The organism is Kocuria palustris (genome assembly GCF_007666205.1).
GTDB lineage: Bacteria > Actinomycetota > Actinomycetes > Actinomycetales > Micrococcaceae > Kocuria > Kocuria palustris_A.
On the sequence record NZ_VDOR01000017.1, the window covers coordinates 1 to 21,274 of the forward strand.

Below are 21,274 nucleotides of genomic sequence, written 5' to 3' on the forward strand. Positions count from 1 at the left end.
AATCGCGAGTACCTGCGATCGCGAGGCATTCGGGCAGTGATCCCGGAGAAGAAGGACCAGGTCGCGAGCCGAAAGAGACGCGGGAGTAAGGGTGGACGGCCGCCGACGTTCGATGCTGGTGCCTATCGGAACCGCAACGTCGTGGAACGCTCGTTTGCCTACGTCAAACAGTGGCGAGGATTAGCAACGCGCTACGACAAGCTCGCGATCACCTATCGGGCGGCGGTCGTGATCAGCGCGATCCTGACATGGCTACGCCGATAAAGGAGACATGCCCTAGCGCGGATCTCGTCGCGAACCGGGCGGACCTCGTCGATTCCCTTGCCGGCCGGATCGTCGAGCTCCCATTCCTCGTAAGGCTTTCCGGGGTAGAACGGGCAGGCGTCACCGCAGCCCATAGTGATCACGACGTCGGAGGCCTGGACGGATTCCGGGGTGAGAATCTTGGGCGCCTGGTGGGAGAGGTCGATCCCGACCTCTCCATCGCGGCCACGGCTGCGGGGTTGATCGTGTCGGCGGGTGCAGACCCGGCGGAGCGGACCTTGATGCGGTCGCCGGCGAGTTCACGAAGCCAGCCGGCTGCCATCTGCGAACGACCGGCGTTGTGGACGCAGACGACCTGGACACTGGGCCGTGCGGTCATGAGGATCTCCAAAGCCGGCGGCGGGGGTTCAGGCGATGTCGAGGAAGGAACGGAGCTCGGCGAAAGCCGACGGTACGACGGAGTAGTGCGCCCAGCGGCCCTTCTGCTCGCGCGTGAGCAGGCCAGCGTCGACGAGCTTCTTCATGTGGTGACTCACGGTCGGCTGGCTGATACCCAGCGGCTCGGTGAGATCACAAGCGCAGACCGAATTGCAACCCTGAGCAGCGACATGGGATAGAAGCCGGAGACGGGTCGGATCGGAAAGCGCCTTGAGCAAGGACGCGATCCTCTCGGCCTCGACGCTGTCGACGGGCCCCGCTGAGAGCGTGCAGCACTCCTCAGGGCCGTTCATCGTCTCGAGCCCGGCAGCTGTGATCGCGGTCGTCGTGGACATGCCCCCACCTTACATTGACAGTCATCGATGTGAAGCATAGCGTTCACATCGATATCCGTCGATGGAAGGTTCAGCCCCCCTCATGAGTACGACCACCAAGGATGTGGAGCAGCCCCGCGTGATGAAGGAGATGTCCTTCCTCGATCGCTGGCTCCCGGTGTGGATCCTGGCCGCCATGGCCGTGGGTCTCCTGCTGGGGCGGTTCATCCCCGGCCTGAACACCGCGCTGGAAGCGGTGAAGATCGGATCCGTGTCCGTGCCTATTGCGATCGGACTGCTGGTGATGATGTACCCGGTCCTGGCGAAGGTCCGCTACGACGAGACCCGGCGCATCGGCGCGGACCGACGCCTGCTGGTGACCTCGCTGGTGCTGAACTGGATCGTCGGCCCGGCACTCATGTTCGCCCTGGCCTGGATCTTTCTGGCCGACCTTCCGGAGTACCGCACCGGCCTGATCATCGTCGGGCTCGCACGCTGCATCGCGATGGTCCTCATCTGGAACGACCTCGCCTGCGGTGACCGTGAGGCTGCCGCCGTGCTGGTCGCGATCAACTCCGTCTTCCAGGTGATCGCCTTCGGTGCCCTGGGCTGGTTCTACCTCCAGGCGCTGCCGTCCTGGGTGGGGCTGCCGACCACGTCGGCCGAGTTCTCGATCGGCGCGATCGTCCTCAGCGTGCTGATCTTCCTCGGGATCCCGCTGGTCGCAGGGTTCCTTACCCGCATCCTCGGGGAGCGAGCCAAGGGTCGGACCTGGTACGAGGAGCGGTTCCTCCCGAAGATCGGTCCCTGGGCGCTGTACGGGCTGCTGTTCACCATCGTGCTGCTGTTCGCCCTCCAGGGCGACGCGATCATCTCCGCACCGGTAGACGTGGCCCGCATCGCCCTGCCGCTGCTGGTCTACTTCGTCGTCATGTTCCTGGGGTCCTTCCTGCTCGGCCGCGCGATCGGCCTCGACTACGCGAAGTCCACCACCGTCGCTTTCACCGCCTCGGGCAACAACTTCGAGCTCGCCATCGCCGTCGCCATCGGCACCTTCGGCGTCACCTCCGGCCAGGCCCTCGCCGGCGTCGTCGGCCCGCTGATCGAAGTCCCCGTCCTCGTCGCCCTCGTCTACGTCGCCCTCGCTATGGGGCGGCGCCTGTTCCCCGGCGACACCACCGCCCCCACCCGATAACCCCACAGAAGGATGTCCTCCCGATGACCACGAAGCGCCCTTCAGTCCTGTTCGTCTGCGTGAAGAACGGCGGCAAGTCCCAGATGGCGGCCGCCCTGATGCGCCACCACGCCGGTGACGCGATCGAGGTCCACTCCGCCGGCACCCGCCCCGGCACCGCCCTCAATGCCCAGTCCACCGAAGCGATCGCCGAGGTCGGCGCGGACATGTCCTCCGCCGTCCCGCAACCGGTCACCCCGGAGCTACTGCGCCGTGTCGATCAGGTGATCGTCATCGGCGACGAAGCCGTCATCAAACCCGTCGAGGGCATGACCGCACCGGTCACGACCTGGCACACCGATGAACCCTCCCAGCGGGGCATCGAAGGGATGGAGCGCATGCGCCTGGTGCGCGACGACATCGACACCCACGTCCGCAAGCTCCTGACCGACCTCACCGGCACCGCGAACTGACCGCCCCGCAGCAAGGAGACTCATCATGTTGACCACCGCAACGAACTCACATCCCATTGTCGTCATCGGCGCTGGCCCCATCGGCCTTGCCGCCGCTGCCCACCTCGCTGAGCGCGGACTGCCGTTCCTGATCCTCGAGGCCGGGACCGCGGCAGGAGCCGCGATCGCCGAGTGGGGGCACACGCGGCTCTTCTCGCCGTGGCAGTACAACCTCGATGCCGCTGCGCAGCGTCTCCTCGAGGCCGACGGCTGGACCGCTCCCGACGCTGACGCCCTGCCGACCGGTCACGAACTGCGAGAGCAGTACCTCGAGCCCCTCGCCCAGCTACCCCAGCTGGCCGAGTCGATCCGCTACGACGCACGCGTCACCGCGGTCTCCCGAGCAGGCATGGACAGAACCCGCACCACACGCCGCGAGGAGACCCCCTTCCTCGTCCGAATCGAGACCGCTGACGGGCACAGCGAAGACGTGCTCGCCTCCGCGGTCATCGACGCCTCCGGCACCTGGTCCACGCCCAACCCCCTCGGACAGGCCGGGCTCCTTGCTCCCGGCGAGCAGCAGGCCCACGCCGCGGGCCACATCACCGCGCCGCTGCCTGACGTGCAGGGCCGCGACCGTGCCCGTTTCGCCGGCAAGCGAGTCATGGTGACCGGTGCCGGCCACTCAGCCGCCAATACCCTGCTGGACCTCGCGGACCTGGAGGCCGACACCACCATCATTTGGGCCGCTCGCACCGCAGACCTCACCCGCGTCTACGGGGGCGGCGACCAGGACGAACTCGCAGCTCGAGGAGCGCTCGGCTCGCGACTGCGCCAGCTGGTCGACTCCGGACGCATCGAGGTCCTCACCTCCTTCACCATCACTCGCTTCAGAGCCGACGACACGTTGACCGTCCACGCTGTGACCCCGGACGGGGAGCGAGAAGTGAGCGTCGATGTGCTGGTGCCCGCCACCGGGTTCCGCCCTGATCTCGGAATGCTCTCCGAACTCCGCCTGGCCCTGGACCCGGCCGTCGAAGCACCGTCCCAGCTGGGGCCGCTGATCGATCCCGAGTTCCACTCCTGCGGATCCGTCGAGCCTCACGGTGAGCGAGTCCTCGCCCACCCGGAGACGAACTTCTACATCGTCGGCATGAAGAGCTACGGCCGCGCCCCCACCTTCCTCATGGCCACCGGCTACGAACAGGTCCGCTCCATCGCAGCAGCCCTGGCCGGCGACCGCAAGGCAGCCGACGCAGTCCACCTCGAACTACCCGAGACCGGCGTATGCACCACCGACCTCGGCGGCAGCTGCGACGCCCCAGCCCCAGCCGGCGACGCCTGCTGCAGCAGCCCGCAACTGATCGAGCTCTCCGTCGGCCGATGAGCAAACAGCGGGACGGCACGACGTTCTGTGCCGCCCCGCTGGGGTATAGCTTTACGAGGCGACACTGTAAATTCAGCTCATACTGTATAGTTCAGTGAATGCTGACTATTGCCTCTCGTGTTGACGTGATGAACCGGCTGGGCCGAGCGATGGCCGACCCCACCCGGTCGCGGATCCTGATGACCTTGCTGGAACGGCCGGCCTACCCGGCCGAACTGGCGCGGGACTTGGGGCTGACCCGATCGAACGTATCGAACCACCTGGCGTGCTTGCGGGACTGCGGGATCGCGGTCGCCGTGGCCGAGGGCCGCCAGATCCGGTACGAGATCGCCGATGCACACCTGGCGCGGGCGCTGGCTGCTCTGGTCGAGGTCACCCTCGCGGTGGATGAGAGTGCCCCGTGCCTGGACCCGGCCTGCTCCGTGCCCGGCTGCTGCGAGAAGGGGGTGGGCGCGTGATCCTGTCCTCGGTTCTGCAGGCGATCGGTCTGTTCCTGGTCACGAACATCGACGACATCATCGTGCTCTCGCTGTTCTTCGCCCGCGGCGCGGGCCAGCGCGGGACCACCGCCCGGATCCTGATCGGGCAGTACCTCGGGTTCGCCGGCATCCTGGGCGCGGCCGTGCTCGTGTCGCTGGGGGCCGGGGCGTTCTTGCCCCCGGAAGTCATCCCCTACTTCGGGCTCATCCCGTTAGGCCTGGGGCTGTGGGCGGCATGGAACGCCTGGCGCGGCGGTGACGATGACGATGACGCCAAGATCGAGGGCAAGAACGTCGCCGTGTGGACGGTGGCCGGGGTGACCTTCGCTAACGGCGGGGACAACATCGGCGTCTACGTCCCGGTCTTCCTCAGCGTGGGCCCGGGAGCCGTGGTCGCGTACTGCATCGTGTTCCTGCTGCTGGTGGCGGTGCTGGTGGGTCTGGCCAAGTTCGTCGCCACTCGCCGGCCGATCGCCGAGGTCCTGGAACGCTGGGAGCACATCCTGTTCCCGATCGTGTTGATCGGCCTGGGGGTCTTCATCCTGGTCAGCGGTGGAGCCTTCGGCCTCTAATCACGCCCAACCCTCCCGCCGAACCGGGCCCGCCTACCGCGTCATGCTGGTCCGTCACCAAGCGGTGACGGACCAGCGGGGCCCGGAGGGTCAGACGGGAGTGGTAAAGGTTCCGGCCAGGCTCTGCAGATGGTATATCCACAGCATCCAGAGCCCGGAGACCATCAAGACCCCAACCACCACCAGCAGGGATCCACCGATGATGTTGAACACCCGGATGTTGCGGCGGATGAAGCTCAAGGCGCTGGTGACCCAGTTGATGCCCGCAGCGGTCAGCAGGAACGGGATACCCAGGCCCAGGCAGTAGATGAAGCCCAGCAACGCCCCCCGCCAGGCGCCACCGGTGGTAGTGCTCAGGGCCAGCACTGCGCTCAGGGTGGGGCCCATGCAGGGGGTCCAGCCCAGCCCGAAGACCACTCCGAGCACCGGGGCCCCGGCCAGACCAGTCCGGGGGGCCAGGTTCGGCTTGAGAGTGCGTTGGAGGAAGGAGAACTTACCGACCATGGCCAGGCCCATCACGATCATCATCACGCCCAGGACGCGGATCAGCGGGTCCTGCCAGCGCACCAGCCAGTACCCGATAGTGCCGAACGCGGCGCCGTAGAGGGTGAAGACCGCAGCGAAACCCAGGATGAACAGCCCGACCCCGGCCAGCACCCGCCGGCGGTTGTCCGGGTGGGTGGGATCGGTCAGCCCAGAGACGTAGCCGAGGTAGCCGGGCACCAGAGGCAAGATGCACGGGGACAGGAAGGACACGATCCCAGCGATCATCGCCAGCGGTGCGGCGATGAGCAGGGCCCCGGAATTCACCATCTCGGCGAAGTAATTCCCGATGCTCACACCAGCCTCCTCCCCGGGCCATCGCGCAGCGCAGAAGGCGAACGTCGGGCAGGTTCGGGACAAAGGGCTTCGGGGGTGGGCACGGTGGCGCGGACCTCCTGGGGTCGGGCGGTAGAGTCGGCCGCCGGGTGGGCGGCACCCGGCAATGTTACACATGATGCTGTACTGTCCTGGGCATGAGCACCGCGACCCTCACCCACACCTCGGCGCTGTCACGGCTGGGCCACGCCTTATCGGATGACACCCGGACTCGGATCCTGCTGGCTCTGCGAGAAGCCCCAGCCCGGCCCTCGGAACTGGCCGGGGCCTTGGGGGTCTCCAAGCAGGTGATGTCCAACCAGCTGGCCTGCCTGCGCGGCTGCGGTCTGGTCACCGCCACCGCCGAAGGCCGCAACGTCTGGTACGTCCTGGCCGAGCCCCGACTGGGCCAGGCCCTCGGGGACCTGCTGGAACTGACCCTCACCCTCGACCCGGATTGCTGCTCGGCGGAAGGCTGCACCTGCACATGAGCGCTTCGACCCTGAGTGCCCGCCCCCTCACGGCCGATCGCCGCGCGGTCCTGCACCGCCGGATCCGCTGGATCGTGGCCGGCACCATCACCTACAACGTCATCGAGGCGGTCATCGCCTTGGCCGCCGGGACCGTGGCCTCCTCCTCGGCCCTGATCGGCTTCGGCCTGGACTCCATCGTGGAGGTCCTCTCCGCGGCGGCGGTGGCCTGGCAGTTCGCCGCCCCGGACCCGCACCGCCGGGAGAAGATCGCGCTGCGGGTGATCGCGTTCTCCTTCTTCGGCCTGGCCGCCTTCGTCACCGTGGATGCGGTGCGCGCCCTGGCCGGGGCCGCGGAGCCGGAGCACTCCCCGGTGGGGATCGCGCTGGCCGCCGCGAGCCTGGCCATCATGCCGTTCTTGTCCTGGTTCGAGCGCCGCACCGGGCGGGAACTCGGCTCCGCCTCGGCAGTGGCCGACTCCAAGCAGACCCTGATCTGCACCTACCTCTCGGCGGTGCTGCTGGTGGGCCTGGTCCTCAACAGCGCCCTGGGCTGGTCCTGGGCCGACCCCCTGGCCGCCCTGGTGATCGCCGCCTTTGCGCTCAAGGAAGGCCTGGAGGCCTGGCGCGGGGAGGCCTGCTGCGCCCCCGTGACCGTTCTCTTGAACGAGGACGGCGAGGGCTGCGCTGACGGGTGCGGCTCGGGCTGCTCCTGCTGCGCCCACTGATTCCCATTCCGCGCCGGTTCATGAGTCCCACGATCCCGCCCGAGCACAGAACGGATACCTCCTGTGAGCACTACCTCCCCCACCTCCGGCCAGGGGAAGTCCCCGACGGCCAAGGTCGCTGTCTGGGTGGTCCTGGCCGCCGTCGTGATCGCAGCTGTAATCGCCTTTGTCGCCGCCCGGGTCGGCTCCACCGCGGCCGCACCCGAAGACGCCGGCCAGGTGGTACGCGAGAACAGCCAGGTGCTCTCCCAAGCCCCAAACGAACAAGCTGTGCTGGTGGAGTTCCTGGACTATGAGTGCGAGTCCTGCCGGGCCGCTTACCCCTTCATCGAGGAGCTGCGCGTGGACTATGCCGACACCGTCACCTTCGTTCACCGCTATTTCCCGTTGCCGGGTCACCGCAACTCCATGAACGCCGCCGTGGCCGTGGAGGCCGCCGCCCAACAGGACCAGTACGAGGCGATGTACCAGCGCATGTACGAGACCCAGGCCCAGTGGGGGGAGTCGGCCGAGGACAAGAGCGCGGTCTTCCGCGGCTTCGCCGAAGACATGGGCCTGGACATGGCTGCCTTCGATGCCGCGGTGGCCGATCCAGCTACCCAGGAGCGGGTTGAGCTGGATGTGGCCGATGGCGAGGCCTTGGGCGTGGGCGGGACCCCGACGTTCTACCTCGACGGGGAAGTCCTCAATCCCGAGTCCTTGGAGGAGTTCCGGGCCGAGGTTGAGGCCGCCGCCGCCGACTGACCCACTCGTTCAGCGACCGCCCCCGCCCGCACCGCACCTTCAGGGAAACCGTCATGACCGATCAGACCACCATCGCTCGCCCCCAGAATCCCGAGCCAGCTGCCGAGACGGGCCTACCCGGTTTCGCCCGCCGCCGCCCTTTCGCTCTGGTCATGCTGGTGTCCGGGGTGATCGGATGGATCGCCTCAGGCATCCTGGTGCTCGAACGCCTTCAGCTCTACCGCGACCCGAACCACGTGAGCAGCTGCGATATCAACCCCTGGGTGTCCTGCGGACAGGTCATGAGCACCTGGCAGTCGGAGCTGTTCGGCTTCCCCAACCCGCTGATCGGCATCGTCGCCTTCGCCGTGGTCATCACCACCGCCATGGCTGCCCTCTCCGGGGCCCAGTTCGGGCGGTGGTACTGGGTGGGTCTGCAAGTCGGAGTCATCGCCGGCACGGTGTTCGTGATCTGGCTGTGGTCTCAGGCGTTGTTCTCGATCTACATCCTGTGCCTGTACTGCATGATCGTGTGGGCGGCGATGATTCCGCTGTTCATCCTGCTGACCGTGCGCAACCTCGTCCACGGCGTCATTCCCGCCCCGGCCAGGTTGGTGCACTTCGCCTCCGACTGGGCCTGGACCCTGGTAGCCATCGCCTACGTGGCCGTGGCGGCCTCGGTGTTCTTCCGCTTTTTTACCGTCTTCACCGGCCTCTGATCCCGGCCCGGCCACCGTGAAAGAACCCCGGAACTAGACCGGGCCGGGGCCCGCCCCACCACGTTCCAAAGGAAAGACGAATGAACAGGACTCCCGCTGTGGAATGGCTGGAGCGCCGCCAGATCGCCCTCTACGTGCTGGCGATCGTCGCCGGGGCCTTGGCCGGGTGGTGGGTGGATCCCCGGGACCTCTGCCCTGGAAGCGGCGATCAACCCGGTACTGGGGCTGTTGCTGTTTGCCACGTTCCTGGCGGTGCCCTTCACCGCGATCGGGCGGGCCTTCACTGACTTGCGGTTCCTGGGCGCGGTATTGGTGGTGAACTTCCTCATCGTCCCTGTGGTGGTCTTCGGGCTGTCCCGGGTCGTGGCCGGCCACCAGGCGCTGCTGCTGGGGGTGCTGCTGGTGCTGCTGACCCCGTGCGTGGACTACGTGATCGTCTTCTCCGGGCTGGCTGGTGGCGCCGCCGACCGCCTGCTGGCTGCGGCCCCGGTGCTGATGCTGGCCCAGATGCTGCTGCTGCCGGGTTATCCGTGGGCCTTCGTCGGAGCCGAGACGGTGGCGCGGGTGGAGATCGCCCCGTTCGTGGAAGCGTTCCTGTTTCTGATCGTGCTGCCGCTGGCCGCGGCGGCCGCCGTGCAGTGGGCCGCGCCCCAGGCCGTGGCCGCCCGCCGGATCACTGCGGCCATGAGTGCGGGGATGGTGCCGCTGATGATGGCGACCCTGGTCATCGTGATCGCCTCTCAGATCCGCGGGGTCGGCGAAGAACTGACCACCCTGATCACGGTAGTGCCGCTCTACGTGGCCTTCCTCGTGCTCATGGTTCCGATCGGCCTGGTCGCCGCCCGGGTTGCCCGCCTGGACATGCCGGCCACCCGCGCCCTGGTCTTCAGCGCGGCCACCCGCAACTCCCTGGTCGTCCTCCCCCTGGCCCTGCCGGCCTCCCTGGCGCTGACACCGCTGGTAGTGGTCACTCAGACTTTGGTGGAACTGGTCGGCATGGTCATCTTCGTGCGCCTGATCCCCCGCCTGGTTCCGCGCCGGCCCGAAGCGCTCAATCCGCCATAGGGGCGCACGCCCCAACATCGAGTCGGTGAAACTGCCTCCCACTATTTCTGCCATCAGATGGTGCTGTAGAGGTGCTCTGCATGCGCAGCCCACAGACCTGCCATTCCGGCGCGCCGACCATCTTCGTTCGGATTCTGCTGCCGCCAGTTATCTTCATCAGACCGCCGCCATCTATCCCGAACAGTCACACACGACGGCGGCGGGAAGGTCGGGATGACCGAGCTGTGGGCCTGCCTGCCTGACGGGGTTGGCTCGTGGACGCGGGTCGTCGCTGTCGAGGTCGCGAAGGCCGGCGGGGTCGATCGTGTGCGGGCCTCGGTCGTGGCGAAGACCTGGGGATGGAGCGAGTCGACGGCCCGGCAGCGGATCGCGGACACGCTGTGGCTGCTGTCGGTGGCGCGCACGCTCGGAGAGCATGGCCGCATCACGCCGACGCAGAAGCTGGCGTGCTGAGTGATGCTGGGAGGCGCCTCGATGGGGTCGTGCCTGTCCTATGCGGTGTCCGAGATCGTCAGTGACGAAATGGTGGTACGGTCCGTAATGCGGACATGGATTATGAGACAAGAGCAAGCGTCATTTGGTACGCGTCGGTACGGTTGTCTGCGAGTGTCCGAGATCGAGTGATCCTGGACAGGGTGATAGGAAGGTCGTCAGCGTGGTTGTGTCGAAACTTGAGGTGGTCCCCCAGGGCGGGACTGCGGTCCCCAAGAGTCCAGAGATGGCTATGAAGCGCCTTCTTGCCGACGGGGTCACGTGGGGTGACTCGTCCCTGTGGCTCCCGGCTCTGCCTGAGGGCAGTGTCGATCTGTTCTTCATGTCCCCGCCCTACGCCGACCAGCGCGCTTACAGTCGCATCCACCCCGATCGGTACGTCGAGTGGTTCCTTCCCTTCGCGCGGTCGATGTACGACGCCACGAGGGAGTCTGGGTCACTGGTCATTAATATTAAGAACCGCGTCGCCAAGGACGGGCCATTGCGCGGTCAACGTCATCCTTACGTCTTCCAGCTCGTTCTGGCTTTGCAGAACATGGGCTGGCGCTGGATCGAGGAGTACATCTGGCAGAAGCCGAACGCGATCCCCGGAAAGTTTGGTCCGCGCACCAAGGACTCTTTCGAGCATGTTTTCCACTTTGCTCGCGGACCGAAGCCATATTTCAACCTCGACGCGATCCGCGTGCCGTACAAGACAACGCAGGACGAGATCGATCGCCGTAAACAGGACAAGAATGGTCGACGGTCCACCGAGGCAGGGTTCGGGCGTGACCGCGTCAACACCTACAAGCACGGCGGCGCTGACCCCGGCAACGTCATCCCTGTCAGTCAGACGTACAACCAACACAAGGGCGTCGCGCATACCGCGCCGATGCCCGAGGGGTTGGCCGAATTCTTCATCAAGGCGATGACACCGGCCAACGGCGTCGTTATTGACCCCTTCGCTGGTAGCGGGACAACTGCTGTTGTCGCTCGTCGCTTGGGTCGACGTGTCGGTGGAATCGAGCTACACGAGGAGTATGCACGATCCGCCCAAGAGCGCATCGCAGCGGATGAAGCGGTTCTCGTGACCAACGAGAAGGTGGTTGGCTAATGGCTTCAATCGAGTCCACCGTCAGGTCGATCGTCAGCGCGTCGACTTGGGACGCGCGTGTCGCCGCCATTCGGCTCGTGGGTGAGAATCACGGAACGCGCGAACATCAGGAGATCTACGCTAAAGTTGCCCGTGAGGCGTACGTGCCGCATCTGTCGCCAGATTTCGCCTACGTGCACTCGATGGACTACTACGATCTGTCGACTTTCCGCGCTGCTTATCGCAGTGCCAGCGCCGGGACGTCGAATTTCACTCATGTCGACGAGATGTCGCTGATAGCAACAATTCTCGAAGATCCGCGATCACTCCTCGCGTTGCGCACGGTGACTGGCCTACTGGTTAACGAGTTTGCCACCGCGACCAAGCTCGTAGCGGAACCACTAGGGCTTAAGCCGTTGTCTGCAGCAACTATCTCCAATATGGAAAAGAATGGCTCTCAGGCCCCCAAAAAGGAATTGCGCGAAGATAACGCTCGCGTCATCGCGCTCACTCTCCTGCAGATCATGAATGGTTCATTGTTTGGCGATCCGCCTGGCGATCTTCGCAGTAAGCAGGAGAAATTTGATACCCGAGATGGGTGGCGCACCGTAGCTCAGCTGGCCCGAGACGGTGTGCCCTACGACGCGTTCCTGCACCAACGTCACTACGGCGGCGCCTACCGCCAGCTTCTGGATGCTACTTCGAGCCTTCGGGGTGACATCATCGAGGACGCCGTCGAGGATCTTTTTAAGAATAACGGTATTCCGCATCTCCGTACCGGCGCACACAACCAGGCCGACATCGAGAAGCGCTTCGGAATCAAGGTCACGCCTGCGCCGGACTTTGTTGTCTTCGACAAATCCGACACCTTGCGAGCGATCCTCGAATGCAAGCTTGTCAATGACGGCGGTACCGCCCGAGATAAGGCCTTGCGGTTCGCGCGGCTGCGCGAGGAGTCGATCCGGCTCAACGGTGTGCCGCTGCTGGCCGTCCTGACTGGTATGGGCTGGATGCGTGTCAACGACACCCTCGGCCCCGTCGTGCGTGACACCCTCGGACGGGTATTCACTCTCTCAACGCTGCCGCAGATGCTCGATGTTGATCCGTTCCCAAGCTTGATCGGTATGGGGGTGGGTGAGGATTCGTGAGAATTGGCTATGCGCGCGTCAGCACGAAGTCGCAGGGCGAATCACTGGGCACCCAGCACGAGGCGCTGAGGGCCGCCGGATGCTCGAAGGTCTTCGAGGACGTCATCAGCGGAGCCAGGTCTGACCGGCCCGGCCTATGTGCTGCGCTGGAGTACATGCGCGACGACGACGTCCTCGTCGTCACACGGCTCGACCGATTGGGGCGTACGGCGCTGGACACGCTGCGCACGATCGACGAGCTGAGCCGCCGCGATCTCGCCGTGATCGTTATGAGTCCCGAGCTGGATACGAGGTCTAAAGAGGGCAGACTCATGGTCGCGATCATGAGTGGGCTCGCCGAGTTCGAGCGCGACCTGCTGATCGAGCGCACCCGCGAGGGCGTGGCGCATGCGCGGGCCGAGGGGCGCGTCGCGGGCCCGAAGCCGAAGCTGTCGTCCAAGCAGGTGCGCCTGGCGCGTAAAGCCGTCGTAGATGGCGAGTCTGTGTCGTCGGTCGCTAGGTCGTTGGGGGTGTCGCGACAGACGGTCTATCGCGCGATGGAGCGGGATCCTGGAGCCGTCAGATGAGTGGTGGAACCGAGTTGGGCGTATCGGATCAGCGGAGGCGGTTCGGGGACGCAAAGGTCTTCGCCGTCCCAGACTCTCTGGACGCTCTGCGGGGCCCGGCAAACGGGCCGGTGACGCTTTCGGAATGGGTCTACTGGGCTCCGGGGGATGCGACCTTTGACGTCGGCACGGACCTGGGTGTGAACATGGCCTATACCGCGGTGCTGTCCGAGGGCGAGCTCGATGACGTCTGCAATGTAGTCAACGCGGGTCGGCTGCGGGAGATCTGGTCGAATCTGCTGCTGCCAACTCGGTGTCATGCACGCTGGTTGGAGGCCTTCCCGGAACGGGAGCCTAAGTAGGCCATAGGCGAGCTGGAGCACCAGCAGACATTGGCACTAGCCGCCTGTCGACATCTACTGAACATGTCGTGGCAGACTGATGCTGCCTTCGGGCATGGAATCACCGGGCCGCAAGGCCCGTGCCCCTGGCGCCTTCTTGGTCGATGTGCGCCAGGGGCTTCTTTCGTGGGCGAGCAGGCCAGCGGCCCGGCCCCGATGTTTCGGGGCCGGGCCGCTGGCTTTCGTTCAACTCTTGGTGGGGAGGAAGCCGAGGATCCGGATGCCCTCGCCGGGGTAGATCTCGCTGCGGAACTCGGGCAGCTCCTCGCCGTTCAGCTCGATCGGGCCGCAGTCGTCGGCGTCGAGCCAGAGGGTGAGGTCGTTGTCGATCGCGTGGTCGAAGGCGGCGAAGATGTCCTCGTAGGTGACCGGGGCGCCGCCGAGGTGCTGGTGAAGCGACAGGAGGCCCTGGGCGCGGCGGATCTCGTCGCGCTTGTGCTGGATGCTGTTGCGGGTGCCCACCTCGCTTCCGCTCCAGCGGTAGGAGCAGTCCCGCAGGCCGTCGTCTGCCTTGGCCCACTCGCGCATGAGGGCGTCCGCCTTCTCGTCTTCGCCGCTGGTGATCGCGTCCGTGATCTGCTGGCGGATCTGCGAGATCGCGGCGCGGGCCTGCTCGCGCTCGGACTCGCCATTGCGGATGATCGTGTCGAGGCGCTGGGTGTCGTCGGAAATGGCCTGCTCCAGCGTGGCGATTTCGGTGTTAACGGTGGTGGTGTCGATGGTGTCCATGACATTTATCCTTCGGTTTGGAATCTGCATGCGAGTCTTGGTCTCCCGCATTTCCTGACACTTATATTCTAAAGTTCTCGACAGTAGATGTGCAAGCAAATCGAGCAAATATAGACGGATATTTTCAGATCACCAACTCCTTTGTCATTGCCGCATTTGCATTTGACTTTAATGAGGGAAGTGCATATTTCGTCATCCGCATTATTCTTTACCAATATCCCGCGCTGTGCTCATGGTGAGATGAAAGTGGAATTGGATGAGTGGGTGCGGGGCTGCCCAAGTGACCTTCGCGCTTTGAGGCGTGCGTGGCCGGAGCGGAGCGGAGGCTGCGTGCGCAGCGGGGGTGAATCGGCGAAGCCGAGAGGGGCCGGGCACCTGCCTGCGCCCGCTGTGCGGGTGCAGGTGGCGCTGTCCGGCGCACCGGACCGGGGGTCTGGGGCGCGCAGCCCCAGGGTTGAGGCCTGAGTTCTTGGGTGTGGTGAAGGTCTGGGTGAGAATGGAGATGGAATCGACCGGCCAAGGTCGAGTTGTTTACGAAGGGAGAGCGACTGTGATGCACGATCGGTATGAAAATCTCGTGGAAAATGATCTTCGGTGGCTCGCGCAGGGCATGGGTGTTCAGGTGGGGGAATCTCATGTGCAGACGGGCGTTGATTTTCCGCACCCTGGCGATGATGTTGGACGGGTGGCTGCTGTTGCATTTCGGAGGTTTGGTGCGAGTGAGGCGGGGGAGGTCCTGCGCTCATTCAAGCGTGGCTATGACCCGGTGCTGATCGCTGCGGGATATGAGGCGGCTTCGGATGAGGAGTTCATTCAGGGGTGTCGTATGGCGATGAGCGTTGAGCTTCAGCCGCCGGAAATCGCCCCTATTGCTGAATACCTGCGGCAGCGGGCGTCAGCTGGCCCGCTCACGGAGAAGGTTGATCAGGACCTGAGGGGAGTCTGATCGAGGCCGGCCCCGGCACTCGTGACACACGTATGCGCAGTGGGCGTCCGATGGGGTCGATGTAGGCAACACGACGACCTGAGGGGGCCACGATGGCTGTGCAGACGGAGTTCGAGATCACGTTCGCGTGCGGGCATGAGGAGACGCGGGATCTCAGCGATCGCCCCGCTGGTAAGCGCAAGGGGTTCGCGTACTGGCTGACCGGGCAGCAGTGCACGGAGTGCTGGAAGAAGGAGAACAAGGGCGAGCACCTGGAGGAGCGGCGGGAGGACGCTGCTGCGGATGCGAAGAAGATCGGGCTGCCGGAGCTGGAGGGCACGGAGAAGCAGCTGGAGTGGGCCCCGCTGTTCCGGGATTCCGTGATCAAGAAGGCCTTCGAGGAACTGGTGCGCGGCGATGAGGCGGCGATGACCGAGGCCGAGTTCGAGGAGCGGATCATGACGCATGCGCGGATGATCACTCGCGCCGGTTGGTGGATGGACAACTCCGATGCCGAGCCCGAGGACCTCGAGGAGCTGGTCTCGACGGCGCTGGACGACGAGGACCATTTCAACGGGTCCGAGAACACGCTGTGATCACGATCGAGGCGCCGGTGATCAGTCCGGGCGGGCCGCAGGCGCGTGAGCTGACGCTGAGTCGGTCGGGTCTGGTGCATTGGCTGGTGGCCGATGTCGCTGGGCACGTCGCTGAGCGGTATGGGCTCGCGGTTGATGCGGTGTGGCTGCTGGATCTGGAGGTGCCGGCGGGGCGAGTTGCCCCGCCGGGCGTCCACACGGTCATGAAGCGCATCTTGGTCGAGGTGGAGGCTGCCCAGGATGGGGTGTTCTCGCAGGTGCTGGCTCGATCTGGGCGGGCGCAGTGGGAGCTGCCGCAGTGGAGCCAGCAGTGGGGCTCCACGTTGGGGCGGCTGATGACCGAGGCGCAACAGGGCTCGCTGTGGGAAGCAGCTGTGGCGACGGCAGGCACCCTGGGGGCGCTGGCGATGCGCGTGGAGCAGGGCCGGGATCGGCTGGAGCAGCTGTCGGGCGTGCCCGTGGATCGAGAAGGCTGGTTCGGGTCGATGGCGTGGTCCCTGGAGCTGTCGCTGCGCCGGCACGTGCGGGAACGGCACCACTGGGCCCTGGATGACGTCGAGCTGTCTGTGGCATTCGAGCTGGGCGGTGAGCCGAAGTTCTGGCCGTCCAGGTCGTAGCTGTGGGTCGTGAGACTGGAGGGCATTCGAGGTGACTTGGGTGCCCTCCAGCTGTGTGTCCGGGTAGGACACACGGTGGCTGGGGGTGAAGCGATGACGCCGTGAAGGTGGTGATCGCTGATGCGTGACGGGAACGACGAGACGACCGGCAGGGACGCTGCTGGGTCGGACGGGGCCGAGACGGCCAATGACGAGCAGCCCACCCGCGAGAAGTGCCCGGGCATGGTGGGCCGGCAGGCCTGGGAGTTCTTTCATCCGCCTCATGCGCGGTGGACGGCACCTGGTGAGCAGCGGGCGCGGAGCACGGCGGCGCGGTTGAGCCAGGGGCTGGAGCGCTCCAGGGGCAAGCAGGTGGTGGTCGGTGTGGCTGCGCTGGTGCTGGTGATCGTGATGTGCGTGGGGACGTGGGCTGTGCTGCGCCCGGACGGGGAGCCGGCTGCTGGAGAGTCCGGACAGTCTGAGACGTCGGAGCCGAAGCAGGCGCTTCCTGGCGGGTCGTCTGGTGCTCAGGAGGAGGCATCTGGGCAGGCTGAGCCGGCGGGGGAGGCATCGCAGCCGGAGCCGTCGGGGCGTGAGGCTGATGAGGCTGCGCTGAAGGAGATCAACGCTGGTGATGGGCTGGTCACGGCCCGGGACGAGGATGCGGATGATCCGCTGGTGACGGGCGCGCGGTTCCTGCGATCGCTGCGGTCCACGGATACGACCTCGGACAGCGTCGAGGACTGGTACGAGGCTAGGGATTCGTTCCTGCCGGAGTCTCAGGCGGGCCGGCAGACGGACTGGGGCGAGGCCGGCGAGCAGGGTGCCGTGTCCTCGGCGGAGATCTCCTGGGCGGAGATGGATGCTGCGCTCGAGGACGGGCGTGGTGTCGCACCGGAGTTTGAGTTCGGTCCTGAGGCGCAGCCGGGGACGCATCTGGTGCAGGTCGGGATGCGTCTGGATCGACACATCACCGTCGATGGGGATGAGGTGCAGACCCCCTCGGGCGCGCTGATGGAGGCCGTGGTGGTCTGCCCGCCGGCTGATGGCGTGGATCGGTGCGTGGTGACGCGTTGGGCTGAGGAGCCGAGCGAGTTCGTGAACCTCGCAGATGAGGCCTGGGAGCCGGGCCTGTGAGGGGCACGGTGAAGCGGGCTGGGCTCGGGCTGCTGGTGAAGCTCGTGGGCTGGCCCGTGATGCTGTTCGGCACGGTCGCGATGGTGCTGATGCTGGGCCTGGCCTCACTGATGCTGTTCCTGGGCGCTGGGGCAGCTGAGGCAAAGGATCAGCACGACACGCAGGCAGCCGCCACGACCGCCGGCAGCACCTGCCAGGTCAATGCCGCCGAGGGCGACGGCGAGGGCGGGGCTCGGGTTGAGGTGCCGGAGGCCTTCAAGCAGCCGGTGAAGGACGCTGCGGAGGTCTCTGGGCTGCCTGAGGAGATCGTGGCGGCTCAGATCAACCAGGAGTCCGGATTCTCTACTTCGGCGAGCAGCCCCGTTGGGGCACAGGGCCCTGCGCAGTTCATGCCGGACACCTGGGAGACCTACGGCGAGGGTGGCGACGTCAACGACCCGGCGGATGCGATGGCCGGCTATGGCCGGTACATGAAGCATCTGCTGGAGGTGTCGAAGCCGAAGGCGGACAAGAACGAGGGTGGGCCGGACGCTGCGCGGCTGGCGGTGGCGTCCTACAACGCTGGTGAGGCGGCTCCGGGCTTGGCGGACGGCGAGGTCCCGCCGTATGAGGAGACGCAGAACTACGTCAAGACGATCTTCGACGGCGCGCAGGCGGACTACTCGGTCGAGTGCAAGCAGGTCGCCTCGGGCAGTGATCTTTCTGAGGTCGAGCTGGGTGATGGCGAGTGGGCGAAGCCGCTGCCGGGTGGTCAGCACACCTCCGGTTATGGGGCGCGCAACGTCATGCCTGGCTGCGCGCCGGGGGACTACAGCATTTCGAACGGCTGCCACGCGAACTTCCACCTCGGGGCGGACATCGCCACGCCGGGGGCCGGCAAGGCTCCGGGCGGGACGGTGGTGTCTCCGACTAAGGCGGAGGTCGTGTGCGTCCCGGACTTCGACGGGATGGTGCAGGTCAAGGTCACCAACGGTGACGACTCCGAGCTGCTGCTGAACTTCATCCATCTTGCCGAGCGCAACGTGAAGGTCGGCGATGAACTGGAGCGCGGCGACCCGATCAGCGTCGAGGGCAACGTGGGCCAGTTCGACATGAACACGCACCTGCACCTGGAGGCGATGAAGCCCGGGACGCCGGCGTGCACGCTGCCGTGGGAGCGCGACGACAAGGGAGATCTCTACAACGTGGATCCGGAACCGATTCTGAAAGAGAAGGGAGCGCTGTGATGCGCATGCACGAGATGAAGGTGGCTGGTGTCGGGGCGAGCGTGGTGGCCGCGCTACTGCTGGCCGGCTGCGGCAGTGATGGAGAGGACCGCCCGCCGGCCTACGAGCCAACGAATCCGGTATCTGCTGAGCCGACGTCGTCGCCTTCGGCGGCGGAGACGTTGCCGGGGGCAGCAGGTTCAGGTGAGCCAAATGACTCACCTGAGTCGTCGGCAAGCCCGGGAGCGACTGAGTCGGCAGGTGACCCAAATGGGTCACCTGCGGCGACCGCTTCCTCGACCTCGACGCCGGCAGAGGATCCGTCGTTGCCGGAGGGGTTCTCGACACCGTCGCCGGGGCCGGACGATGTTGCCGGCAATGGTGTGGTGGCCCCGTCTCCGTCGCCGGCAGTGGAGGGCGATGGCAGGGACTTCCCGGGGTTCTCGGATCAGTCCACGGTCGATCGGTCGAACGCGCGTGTGGTGGCGATCGAGGCCATGCGGGGACTGTCCGTGTGGGACACGACGCAGGACGTGGCTCCTGGCGACGCTGGTTCCCGAGTGGATGACCTGGTGACGTCGGATGCTCTTGCCGCTGGGGCTGAAGGCCCGGGCCGATGGGCACCGCTGTGGTGGCGGCAGGCGACGGCTGCCGGGGCCTGGTCGTCGGCGGAGGTCGATGTCGTGCCGGCGATGCACGAGCTGCCGGAACGCGACGGCGTGGAGTGGGTCACGGTGGACGTCTCCTGGTCTTGGCATGCCTCGGAGGATGAGGTCGTGCCGGAGGGTGGGGCGAAGACGTGCACCGTGGCGGTCGAGAAGGAGGGCGGGCAGCAGACGGTGACCGCGTTCGACTGCCAGGAGGCTGGATCCTCCGCGGAGGAGTCTTCGAGCTGAGTGGAGCTGCCGAGATACGGATGGGGCCGGGACACCATGTGGTGTCCCGGCCCCATCGTCGTCGGCGCAGTGGCCGGTCGTGGCTTCAGCGCTCAGCCTGGGCCTGGGTGGTCGAGGCAGCAGCTGCGGTGGTGACCTCGGAAGGGCTGCGCAGGGCGGCGAGCTGGCTGATCTTGTCGGGGCGGTAACCGGACCAGTGCTGCGCGCCTTCGTCGATCACGACGACGGGGGCCTGGCGGTAGCCGAGACCGTCGGTGATGTAGGCGTGTGCCTCGGGGTCGGTGGTGACGTCGCGGGTCGTGAACGTGAGCGAGTGCTTGGTCAGCTGCGCGCGGGTGCGGTCGCACTGAACGCAATCGGGCTTGGTGAAGACGGTGATCACGGGTCTGTCCTCCTGATGGGTCAGCCGGCCCCGGGCGGGGCCGGCTGAAGAGTCATCGCGGCTGGGGCAGGGGCTGTGGTTCACGCGGTGAGAGTGAGCCAGCCGACGCCAAGGGCGCCGAGGGTGAACCAACCGGCCTTCGTCGTCAGTGCCCAGGTGGTCAGGCGCAGCCCGGCAACGGCGAGACGGGCGCCGGAGAGCAGCATCCAGATCGACGCGACGGTGATCAGCAGCAGAAGCGGGATACCCATGGCGGTCTCCTCAGGTCGTGGTGGCTACAGCGTGAGCCGGTGCTCAGACATCGCAAGACGGGGCGGCGGTGTGTGAACTACACGGGAGCTGCCTGTGCCGATGAGTTCTCAGATGGCCGGTTGGACACGGACCCGAGATCGGGGCCGGGCCGGTCGTGAAGGAGGGCGCATGTGGACGTCGAACTCCGGTGAGGCCGTCAGCGGGCTCTCCGGACTGTCCGGAACCATCCTGGTCTCGTGTCTGATCCTGCTGGTCATCGGGCTCGTCGCAGGTGTGGTGGCCGTGGTCGCGCACAAGAAGGCGCAGCAGTCCGGCCTGACGGCAGGAGCGCTGGCGCAGGTCGGTCGCGTGGCCTTTGCCGCAGCGGTGATCACCAACGCCGGGGCGCTGGTCATGGCAGGGGCGACTCTCTACTCGGTTCCGAAGGTGGAGGCGCAGAAGGCGCCGCCGGTGGAGTCGAAGTCGGAGTGCTCCGAGTCGCGTACGGCCACGATCAACGCCGGCGTGTGGGAAGACGAGTTCAACGAGAAGGTCGAGATCCCGGAATTCGATCAGCCGCTTGCCTCGGCTGAAGCCGAGTACTGGCCGGATCCTTCCGAGAACTGCTCCGACAACACCGTGGATCCCTGCCGGATGGTGCACCTGACCGGAACGACTGGTGATGCCGCGAGCATGACCGACTTCGAGAAGGTCGATGAATGGATCCCGCCGAAGGGCGAGTGCGAGGACGGGGAACCGGAGGAGGTGGAGTTCAGCTGAGCCGGCTGATGTGAAGAAACCGACCCGACAAGAACCTGCTGCAAGCACTCACTGAATGACGAAGGAGAAAGACCATGAACGACCTGCTGAACCTCGGAATGATCAAGACCAACAACGCCGTGACGAATATCGCTGCGCAGGGTGAGTTCGACCCGGGGGTGTCCGTGCAGTCGGATGCGCCCTTCCTGCCGGCACTGCGCGATGTGGGCGGCTGGGCGATGGCCGGAGGGCTCGTGCTGATCGTGATCGTCGTCGTCATCGGCGGCGTGCTGATCGCCACCGGCTACCTGTCCACGGCACCGGGGCAGAAGACGAAGGGCTTCTGGGTGCTGCTGTTCTCCCTGATCGGCGCAGCCGTGATCGCAGGAGCCGGCGCCTGGGTGCGGTTCGGCTCGGGCATGGACCTGACCGGGGCGCAGCCGGGACTGATCAGCACGTCGATGCTCTCGATGCACGGTTCGCGCTGATCCGAGCCTGAGACAGACCGAAAGGAGGT

Annotated in this window: 28 protein-coding genes and 1 pseudogene; 23 read left to right on the plus strand and 6 right to left on the minus strand. The window is 66.1% G+C overall.

Annotated elements, in window-relative coordinates; translation table 11 throughout:
• Positions 1-264 (plus strand): transposase (locus FSY66_RS11440; RefSeq protein ID WP_144795071.1); only part of this gene is annotated, 264 nt, incomplete at its 5' end.
• 23 nt (positions 265-287) lie between these two features.
• Here FSY66_RS11440 and FSY66_RS11445 read toward each other — a convergent pair.
• Together FSY66_RS11445 and FSY66_RS11450 are read right to left on the minus strand one after the other, a co-directional pair.
• A pseudogene (locus FSY66_RS11445) lies at positions 288-643 on the minus strand (arsenate reductase/protein-tyrosine-phosphatase family protein); the annotation flags it as partial.
• A gap of 28 nt (positions 644-671) precedes the next feature.
• The gene (locus FSY66_RS11450; protein ID WP_010080056.1) at positions 672-1,037 is read right to left on the minus strand and encodes an ArsR/SmtB family transcription factor; all 366 of its coding nucleotides are present in this window, start codon (positions 1,035-1,037) and stop codon (positions 672-674) included.
• 82 nt (positions 1,038-1,119) lie between these two features.
• Here FSY66_RS11450 and arsB point away from each other — a divergent pair, with 82 nt between their 5' ends.
• The 5 genes from arsB to FSY66_RS11475 all read left to right on the plus strand — a co-directional run bounded on the left by arsB (position 1,120) and on the right by FSY66_RS11475 (position 5,080).
• Entirely contained in the window at positions 1,120-2,211 is a 1,092-nt protein-coding gene (gene arsB, locus FSY66_RS11455; protein ID WP_144795073.1) for an ACR3 family arsenite efflux transporter, read from the plus strand.
• Positions 2,212-2,234: 23 nt separating this feature from the next.
• Entirely contained in the window at positions 2,235-2,663 is a 429-nt protein-coding gene (locus FSY66_RS11460) for an arsenate-mycothiol transferase ArsC (RefSeq protein ID WP_041102737.1), read from the plus strand.
• 25 nt (positions 2,664-2,688) lie between these two features.
• Positions 2,689-4,029, plus strand: a complete 1,341-nt coding sequence (locus tag FSY66_RS11465; protein ID WP_144795075.1) for an FAD-dependent oxidoreductase — start codon at positions 2,689-2,691, stop codon at positions 4,027-4,029.
• Between the two features lie 98 nt (positions 4,030-4,127).
• Complete coding sequence (cmtR, locus tag FSY66_RS11470; protein WP_144795077.1) at positions 4,128-4,487, plus strand: Cd(II)/Pb(II)-sensing metalloregulatory transcriptional regulator CmtR; 360 nt, start codon at positions 4,128-4,130, stop codon at positions 4,485-4,487.
• On the plus strand, positions 4,484-5,080 hold the full coding sequence (locus FSY66_RS11475) for a cadmium resistance transporter (protein ID WP_144795079.1): 597 nt from the start codon (positions 4,484-4,486) through the stop codon (positions 5,078-5,080). Before cmtR ends, FSY66_RS11475 begins: the two co-directional genes overlap by 4 nt.
• 90 nt (positions 5,081-5,170) lie before the next feature.
• On the opposite strand, the gene FSY66_RS11480 is transcribed toward FSY66_RS11475, so the two are convergent.
• Positions 5,171-5,920, minus strand: coding sequence for a cytochrome c biogenesis CcdA family protein (locus tag FSY66_RS11480; protein WP_144795081.1), 750 nt, complete (start codon positions 5,918-5,920; stop codon positions 5,171-5,173).
• Positions 5,921-6,096: 176 nt separating this feature from the next.
• Here FSY66_RS11480 and FSY66_RS11485 point away from each other — a divergent pair, with 176 nt between their 5' ends.
• The 9 genes from FSY66_RS11485 (at position 6,097) to FSY66_RS11525 (ending at position 12,921) form a co-directional block, all read left to right on the plus strand.
• Positions 6,097-6,429 (plus strand): ArsR/SmtB family transcription factor, encoded by a 333-nt coding sequence (locus tag FSY66_RS11485; RefSeq protein ID WP_144795083.1) that lies wholly within the window; start codon positions 6,097-6,099, stop codon positions 6,427-6,429.
• On the plus strand, positions 6,426-7,136 hold the full coding sequence (locus tag FSY66_RS11490) for a cation efflux transmembrane domain-containing protein (RefSeq protein ID WP_144795085.1): 711 nt from the start codon (positions 6,426-6,428) through the stop codon (positions 7,134-7,136). Before FSY66_RS11485 ends, FSY66_RS11490 begins: the two co-directional genes overlap by 4 nt.
• Positions 7,137-7,199: 63 nt before the next feature.
• Entirely contained in the window at positions 7,200-7,880 is a 681-nt protein-coding gene (locus FSY66_RS11495; protein WP_144795087.1) for a DsbA family protein, read from the plus strand.
• 53 nt (positions 7,881-7,933) lie between these two features.
• The gene (locus FSY66_RS11500; RefSeq protein WP_144795089.1) at positions 7,934-8,578 is read left to right on the plus strand and encodes a vitamin K epoxide reductase family protein; all 645 of its coding nucleotides are present in this window, start codon (positions 7,934-7,936) and stop codon (positions 8,576-8,578) included.
• Positions 8,579-8,806: 228 nt separating this feature from the next.
• The gene (locus FSY66_RS11505) at positions 8,807-9,643 is read left to right on the plus strand and encodes an arsenic resistance protein (protein WP_313955555.1); all 837 of its coding nucleotides are present in this window, start codon (positions 8,807-8,809) and stop codon (positions 9,641-9,643) included.
• 213 nt (positions 9,644-9,856) lie between these two features.
• Positions 9,857-10,096 carry a hypothetical protein gene (locus FSY66_RS11510; RefSeq protein ID WP_144795091.1) on the plus strand — a complete coding sequence of 80 codons (240 nt, stop codon included), beginning with the start codon at positions 9,857-9,859 and terminating at the stop codon, positions 10,094-10,096.
• Positions 10,097-10,361: 265 nt separating this feature from the next.
• A complete protein-coding gene (locus FSY66_RS11515) occupies positions 10,362-11,228 on the plus strand; it encodes a DNA-methyltransferase (RefSeq protein ID WP_144795093.1) in 867 nt (288 codons plus the stop codon).
• A complete protein-coding gene (locus FSY66_RS11520) occupies positions 11,228-12,355 on the plus strand; it encodes a hypothetical protein (protein ID WP_144795095.1) in 1,128 nt (375 codons plus the stop codon). The genes FSY66_RS11515 and FSY66_RS11520 overlap by 1 nt, the downstream gene beginning before the upstream one ends.
• Positions 12,352-12,921: a recombinase family protein gene (locus tag FSY66_RS11525; protein ID WP_144795097.1), complete on the plus strand. Its 570-nt coding sequence runs from the start codon at positions 12,352-12,354 to the stop codon at positions 12,919-12,921. The genes FSY66_RS11520 and FSY66_RS11525 overlap by 4 nt, the downstream gene beginning before the upstream one ends.
• 566 nt (positions 12,922-13,487) lie before the next feature.
• Here FSY66_RS11525 and FSY66_RS11530 read toward each other — a convergent pair.
• Complete coding sequence (locus FSY66_RS11530; protein ID WP_144795099.1) at positions 13,488-14,030, minus strand: hypothetical protein; 543 nt, start codon at positions 14,028-14,030, stop codon at positions 13,488-13,490.
• A 496-nt stretch (positions 14,031-14,526) separates the two neighbouring features.
• On the opposite strand from FSY66_RS11530, the gene FSY66_RS11535 reads away from it, so the two are divergent.
• The 6 genes from FSY66_RS11535 to FSY66_RS11560 all read left to right on the plus strand — a co-directional run bounded on the left by FSY66_RS11535 (position 14,527) and on the right by FSY66_RS11560 (position 19,385).
• The gene (locus FSY66_RS11535; protein WP_186304554.1) at positions 14,527-14,976 is read left to right on the plus strand and encodes a hypothetical protein; all 450 of its coding nucleotides are present in this window, start codon (positions 14,527-14,529) and stop codon (positions 14,974-14,976) included.
• 92 nt (positions 14,977-15,068) lie between these two features.
• Positions 15,069-15,551: a hypothetical protein gene (locus FSY66_RS11540; protein ID WP_144795103.1), complete on the plus strand. Its 483-nt coding sequence runs from the start codon at positions 15,069-15,071 to the stop codon at positions 15,549-15,551.
• Positions 15,548-16,168 carry a hypothetical protein gene (locus FSY66_RS11545; protein WP_144795104.1) on the plus strand — a complete coding sequence of 207 codons (621 nt, stop codon included), beginning with the start codon at positions 15,548-15,550 and terminating at the stop codon, positions 16,166-16,168. The genes FSY66_RS11540 and FSY66_RS11545 overlap by 4 nt, the downstream gene beginning before the upstream one ends.
• A gap of 120 nt (positions 16,169-16,288) precedes the next feature.
• Complete coding sequence (locus FSY66_RS11550; protein WP_144795106.1) at positions 16,289-17,284, plus strand: hypothetical protein; 996 nt, start codon at positions 16,289-16,291, stop codon at positions 17,282-17,284.
• Positions 17,281-18,510 carry a transglycosylase SLT domain-containing protein gene (locus FSY66_RS11555; protein ID WP_144795108.1) on the plus strand — a complete coding sequence of 410 codons (1,230 nt, stop codon included), beginning with the start codon at positions 17,281-17,283 and terminating at the stop codon, positions 18,508-18,510. Before FSY66_RS11550 ends, FSY66_RS11555 begins: the two co-directional genes overlap by 4 nt.
• Before the next feature lie 5 nt (positions 18,511-18,515).
• Positions 18,516-19,385, plus strand: a complete 870-nt coding sequence (locus tag FSY66_RS11560) for a hypothetical protein (protein WP_144795110.1) — start codon at positions 18,516-18,518, stop codon at positions 19,383-19,385.
• 85 nt (positions 19,386-19,470) lie between these two features.
• On the opposite strand, the gene FSY66_RS11565 is transcribed toward FSY66_RS11560, so the two are convergent.
• The gene (locus FSY66_RS11565; protein WP_144795112.1) at positions 19,471-19,767 is read right to left on the minus strand and encodes a glutaredoxin family protein; all 297 of its coding nucleotides are present in this window, start codon (positions 19,765-19,767) and stop codon (positions 19,471-19,473) included.
• 80 nt (positions 19,768-19,847) lie between these two features.
• Positions 19,848-20,018: a hypothetical protein gene (locus FSY66_RS12620; protein ID WP_186304555.1), complete on the minus strand. Its 171-nt coding sequence runs from the start codon at positions 20,016-20,018 to the stop codon at positions 19,848-19,850.
• Between the two features lie 169 nt (positions 20,019-20,187).
• Between FSY66_RS12620 and FSY66_RS11570 the strand changes: the two genes are divergently transcribed.
• Together FSY66_RS11570 and FSY66_RS11575 are read left to right on the plus strand one after the other, a co-directional pair.
• The gene (locus FSY66_RS11570; protein WP_144795114.1) at positions 20,188-20,778 is read left to right on the plus strand and encodes a hypothetical protein; all 591 of its coding nucleotides are present in this window, start codon (positions 20,188-20,190) and stop codon (positions 20,776-20,778) included.
• Positions 20,779-20,852: 74 nt separating this feature from the next.
• Positions 20,853-21,245, plus strand: coding sequence for a hypothetical protein (locus FSY66_RS11575; RefSeq protein ID WP_144795116.1), 393 nt, complete (start codon positions 20,853-20,855; stop codon positions 21,243-21,245).
• Positions 21,246-21,274 lie beyond the last annotated feature (29 nt).

Bases quoted from the DNA above. Each gene is read 5' to 3' on its own strand.
- FSY66_RS11450 (WP_010080056.1), bottom strand. From the start codon at position 1,037: ATGTCCACGACGACCGCGATCACAGCTGCCGGGCTCGAGACGATGAAC.
- arsB (WP_144795073.1), top strand. From the start codon at position 1,120: ATGAGTACGACCACCAAGGATGTGGAGCAGCCCCGCGTGATGAAGGAG.
- FSY66_RS11460 (WP_041102737.1), top strand. From the start codon at position 2,235: ATGACCACGAAGCGCCCTTCAGTCCTGTTCGTCTGCGTGAAGAACGGC.
- FSY66_RS11465 (WP_144795075.1), top strand. From the start codon at position 2,689: ATGTTGACCACCGCAACGAACTCACATCCCATTGTCGTCATCGGCGCT.
- cmtR (WP_144795077.1), top strand. From the start codon at position 4,128: ATGCTGACTATTGCCTCTCGTGTTGACGTGATGAACCGGCTGGGCCGA.
- FSY66_RS11485 (WP_144795083.1), top strand. From the start codon at position 6,097: ATGAGCACCGCGACCCTCACCCACACCTCGGCGCTGTCACGGCTGGGC.
- FSY66_RS11490 (WP_144795085.1), top strand. From the start codon at position 6,426: ATGAGCGCTTCGACCCTGAGTGCCCGCCCCCTCACGGCCGATCGCCGC.
- FSY66_RS11500 (WP_144795089.1), top strand. From the start codon at position 7,934: ATGACCGATCAGACCACCATCGCTCGCCCCCAGAATCCCGAGCCAGCT.
- FSY66_RS11510 (WP_144795091.1), top strand. From the start codon at position 9,857: ATGACCGAGCTGTGGGCCTGCCTGCCTGACGGGGTTGGCTCGTGGACG.
- FSY66_RS11515 (WP_144795093.1), top strand. From the start codon at position 10,362: ATGGCTATGAAGCGCCTTCTTGCCGACGGGGTCACGTGGGGTGACTCG.
- FSY66_RS11520 (WP_144795095.1), top strand. From the start codon at position 11,228: ATGGCTTCAATCGAGTCCACCGTCAGGTCGATCGTCAGCGCGTCGACT.
- FSY66_RS11530 (WP_144795099.1), bottom strand. From the start codon at position 14,030: ATGGACACCATCGACACCACCACCGTTAACACCGAAATCGCCACGCTG.
- FSY66_RS11535 (WP_186304554.1), top strand. From the start codon at position 14,527: ATGGAGATGGAATCGACCGGCCAAGGTCGAGTTGTTTACGAAGGGAGA.
- FSY66_RS11540 (WP_144795103.1), top strand. From the start codon at position 15,069: ATGGCTGTGCAGACGGAGTTCGAGATCACGTTCGCGTGCGGGCATGAG.
- FSY66_RS11550 (WP_144795106.1), top strand. From the start codon at position 16,289: ATGCGTGACGGGAACGACGAGACGACCGGCAGGGACGCTGCTGGGTCG.
- FSY66_RS11560 (WP_144795110.1), top strand. From the start codon at position 18,516: ATGCACGAGATGAAGGTGGCTGGTGTCGGGGCGAGCGTGGTGGCCGCG.
- FSY66_RS12620 (WP_186304555.1), bottom strand. From the start codon at position 20,018: ATGGGTATCCCGCTTCTGCTGCTGATCACCGTCGCGTCGATCTGGATG.
- FSY66_RS11570 (WP_144795114.1), top strand. From the start codon at position 20,188: ATGTGGACGTCGAACTCCGGTGAGGCCGTCAGCGGGCTCTCCGGACTG.
- FSY66_RS11575 (WP_144795116.1), top strand. From the start codon at position 20,853: ATGAACGACCTGCTGAACCTCGGAATGATCAAGACCAACAACGCCGTG.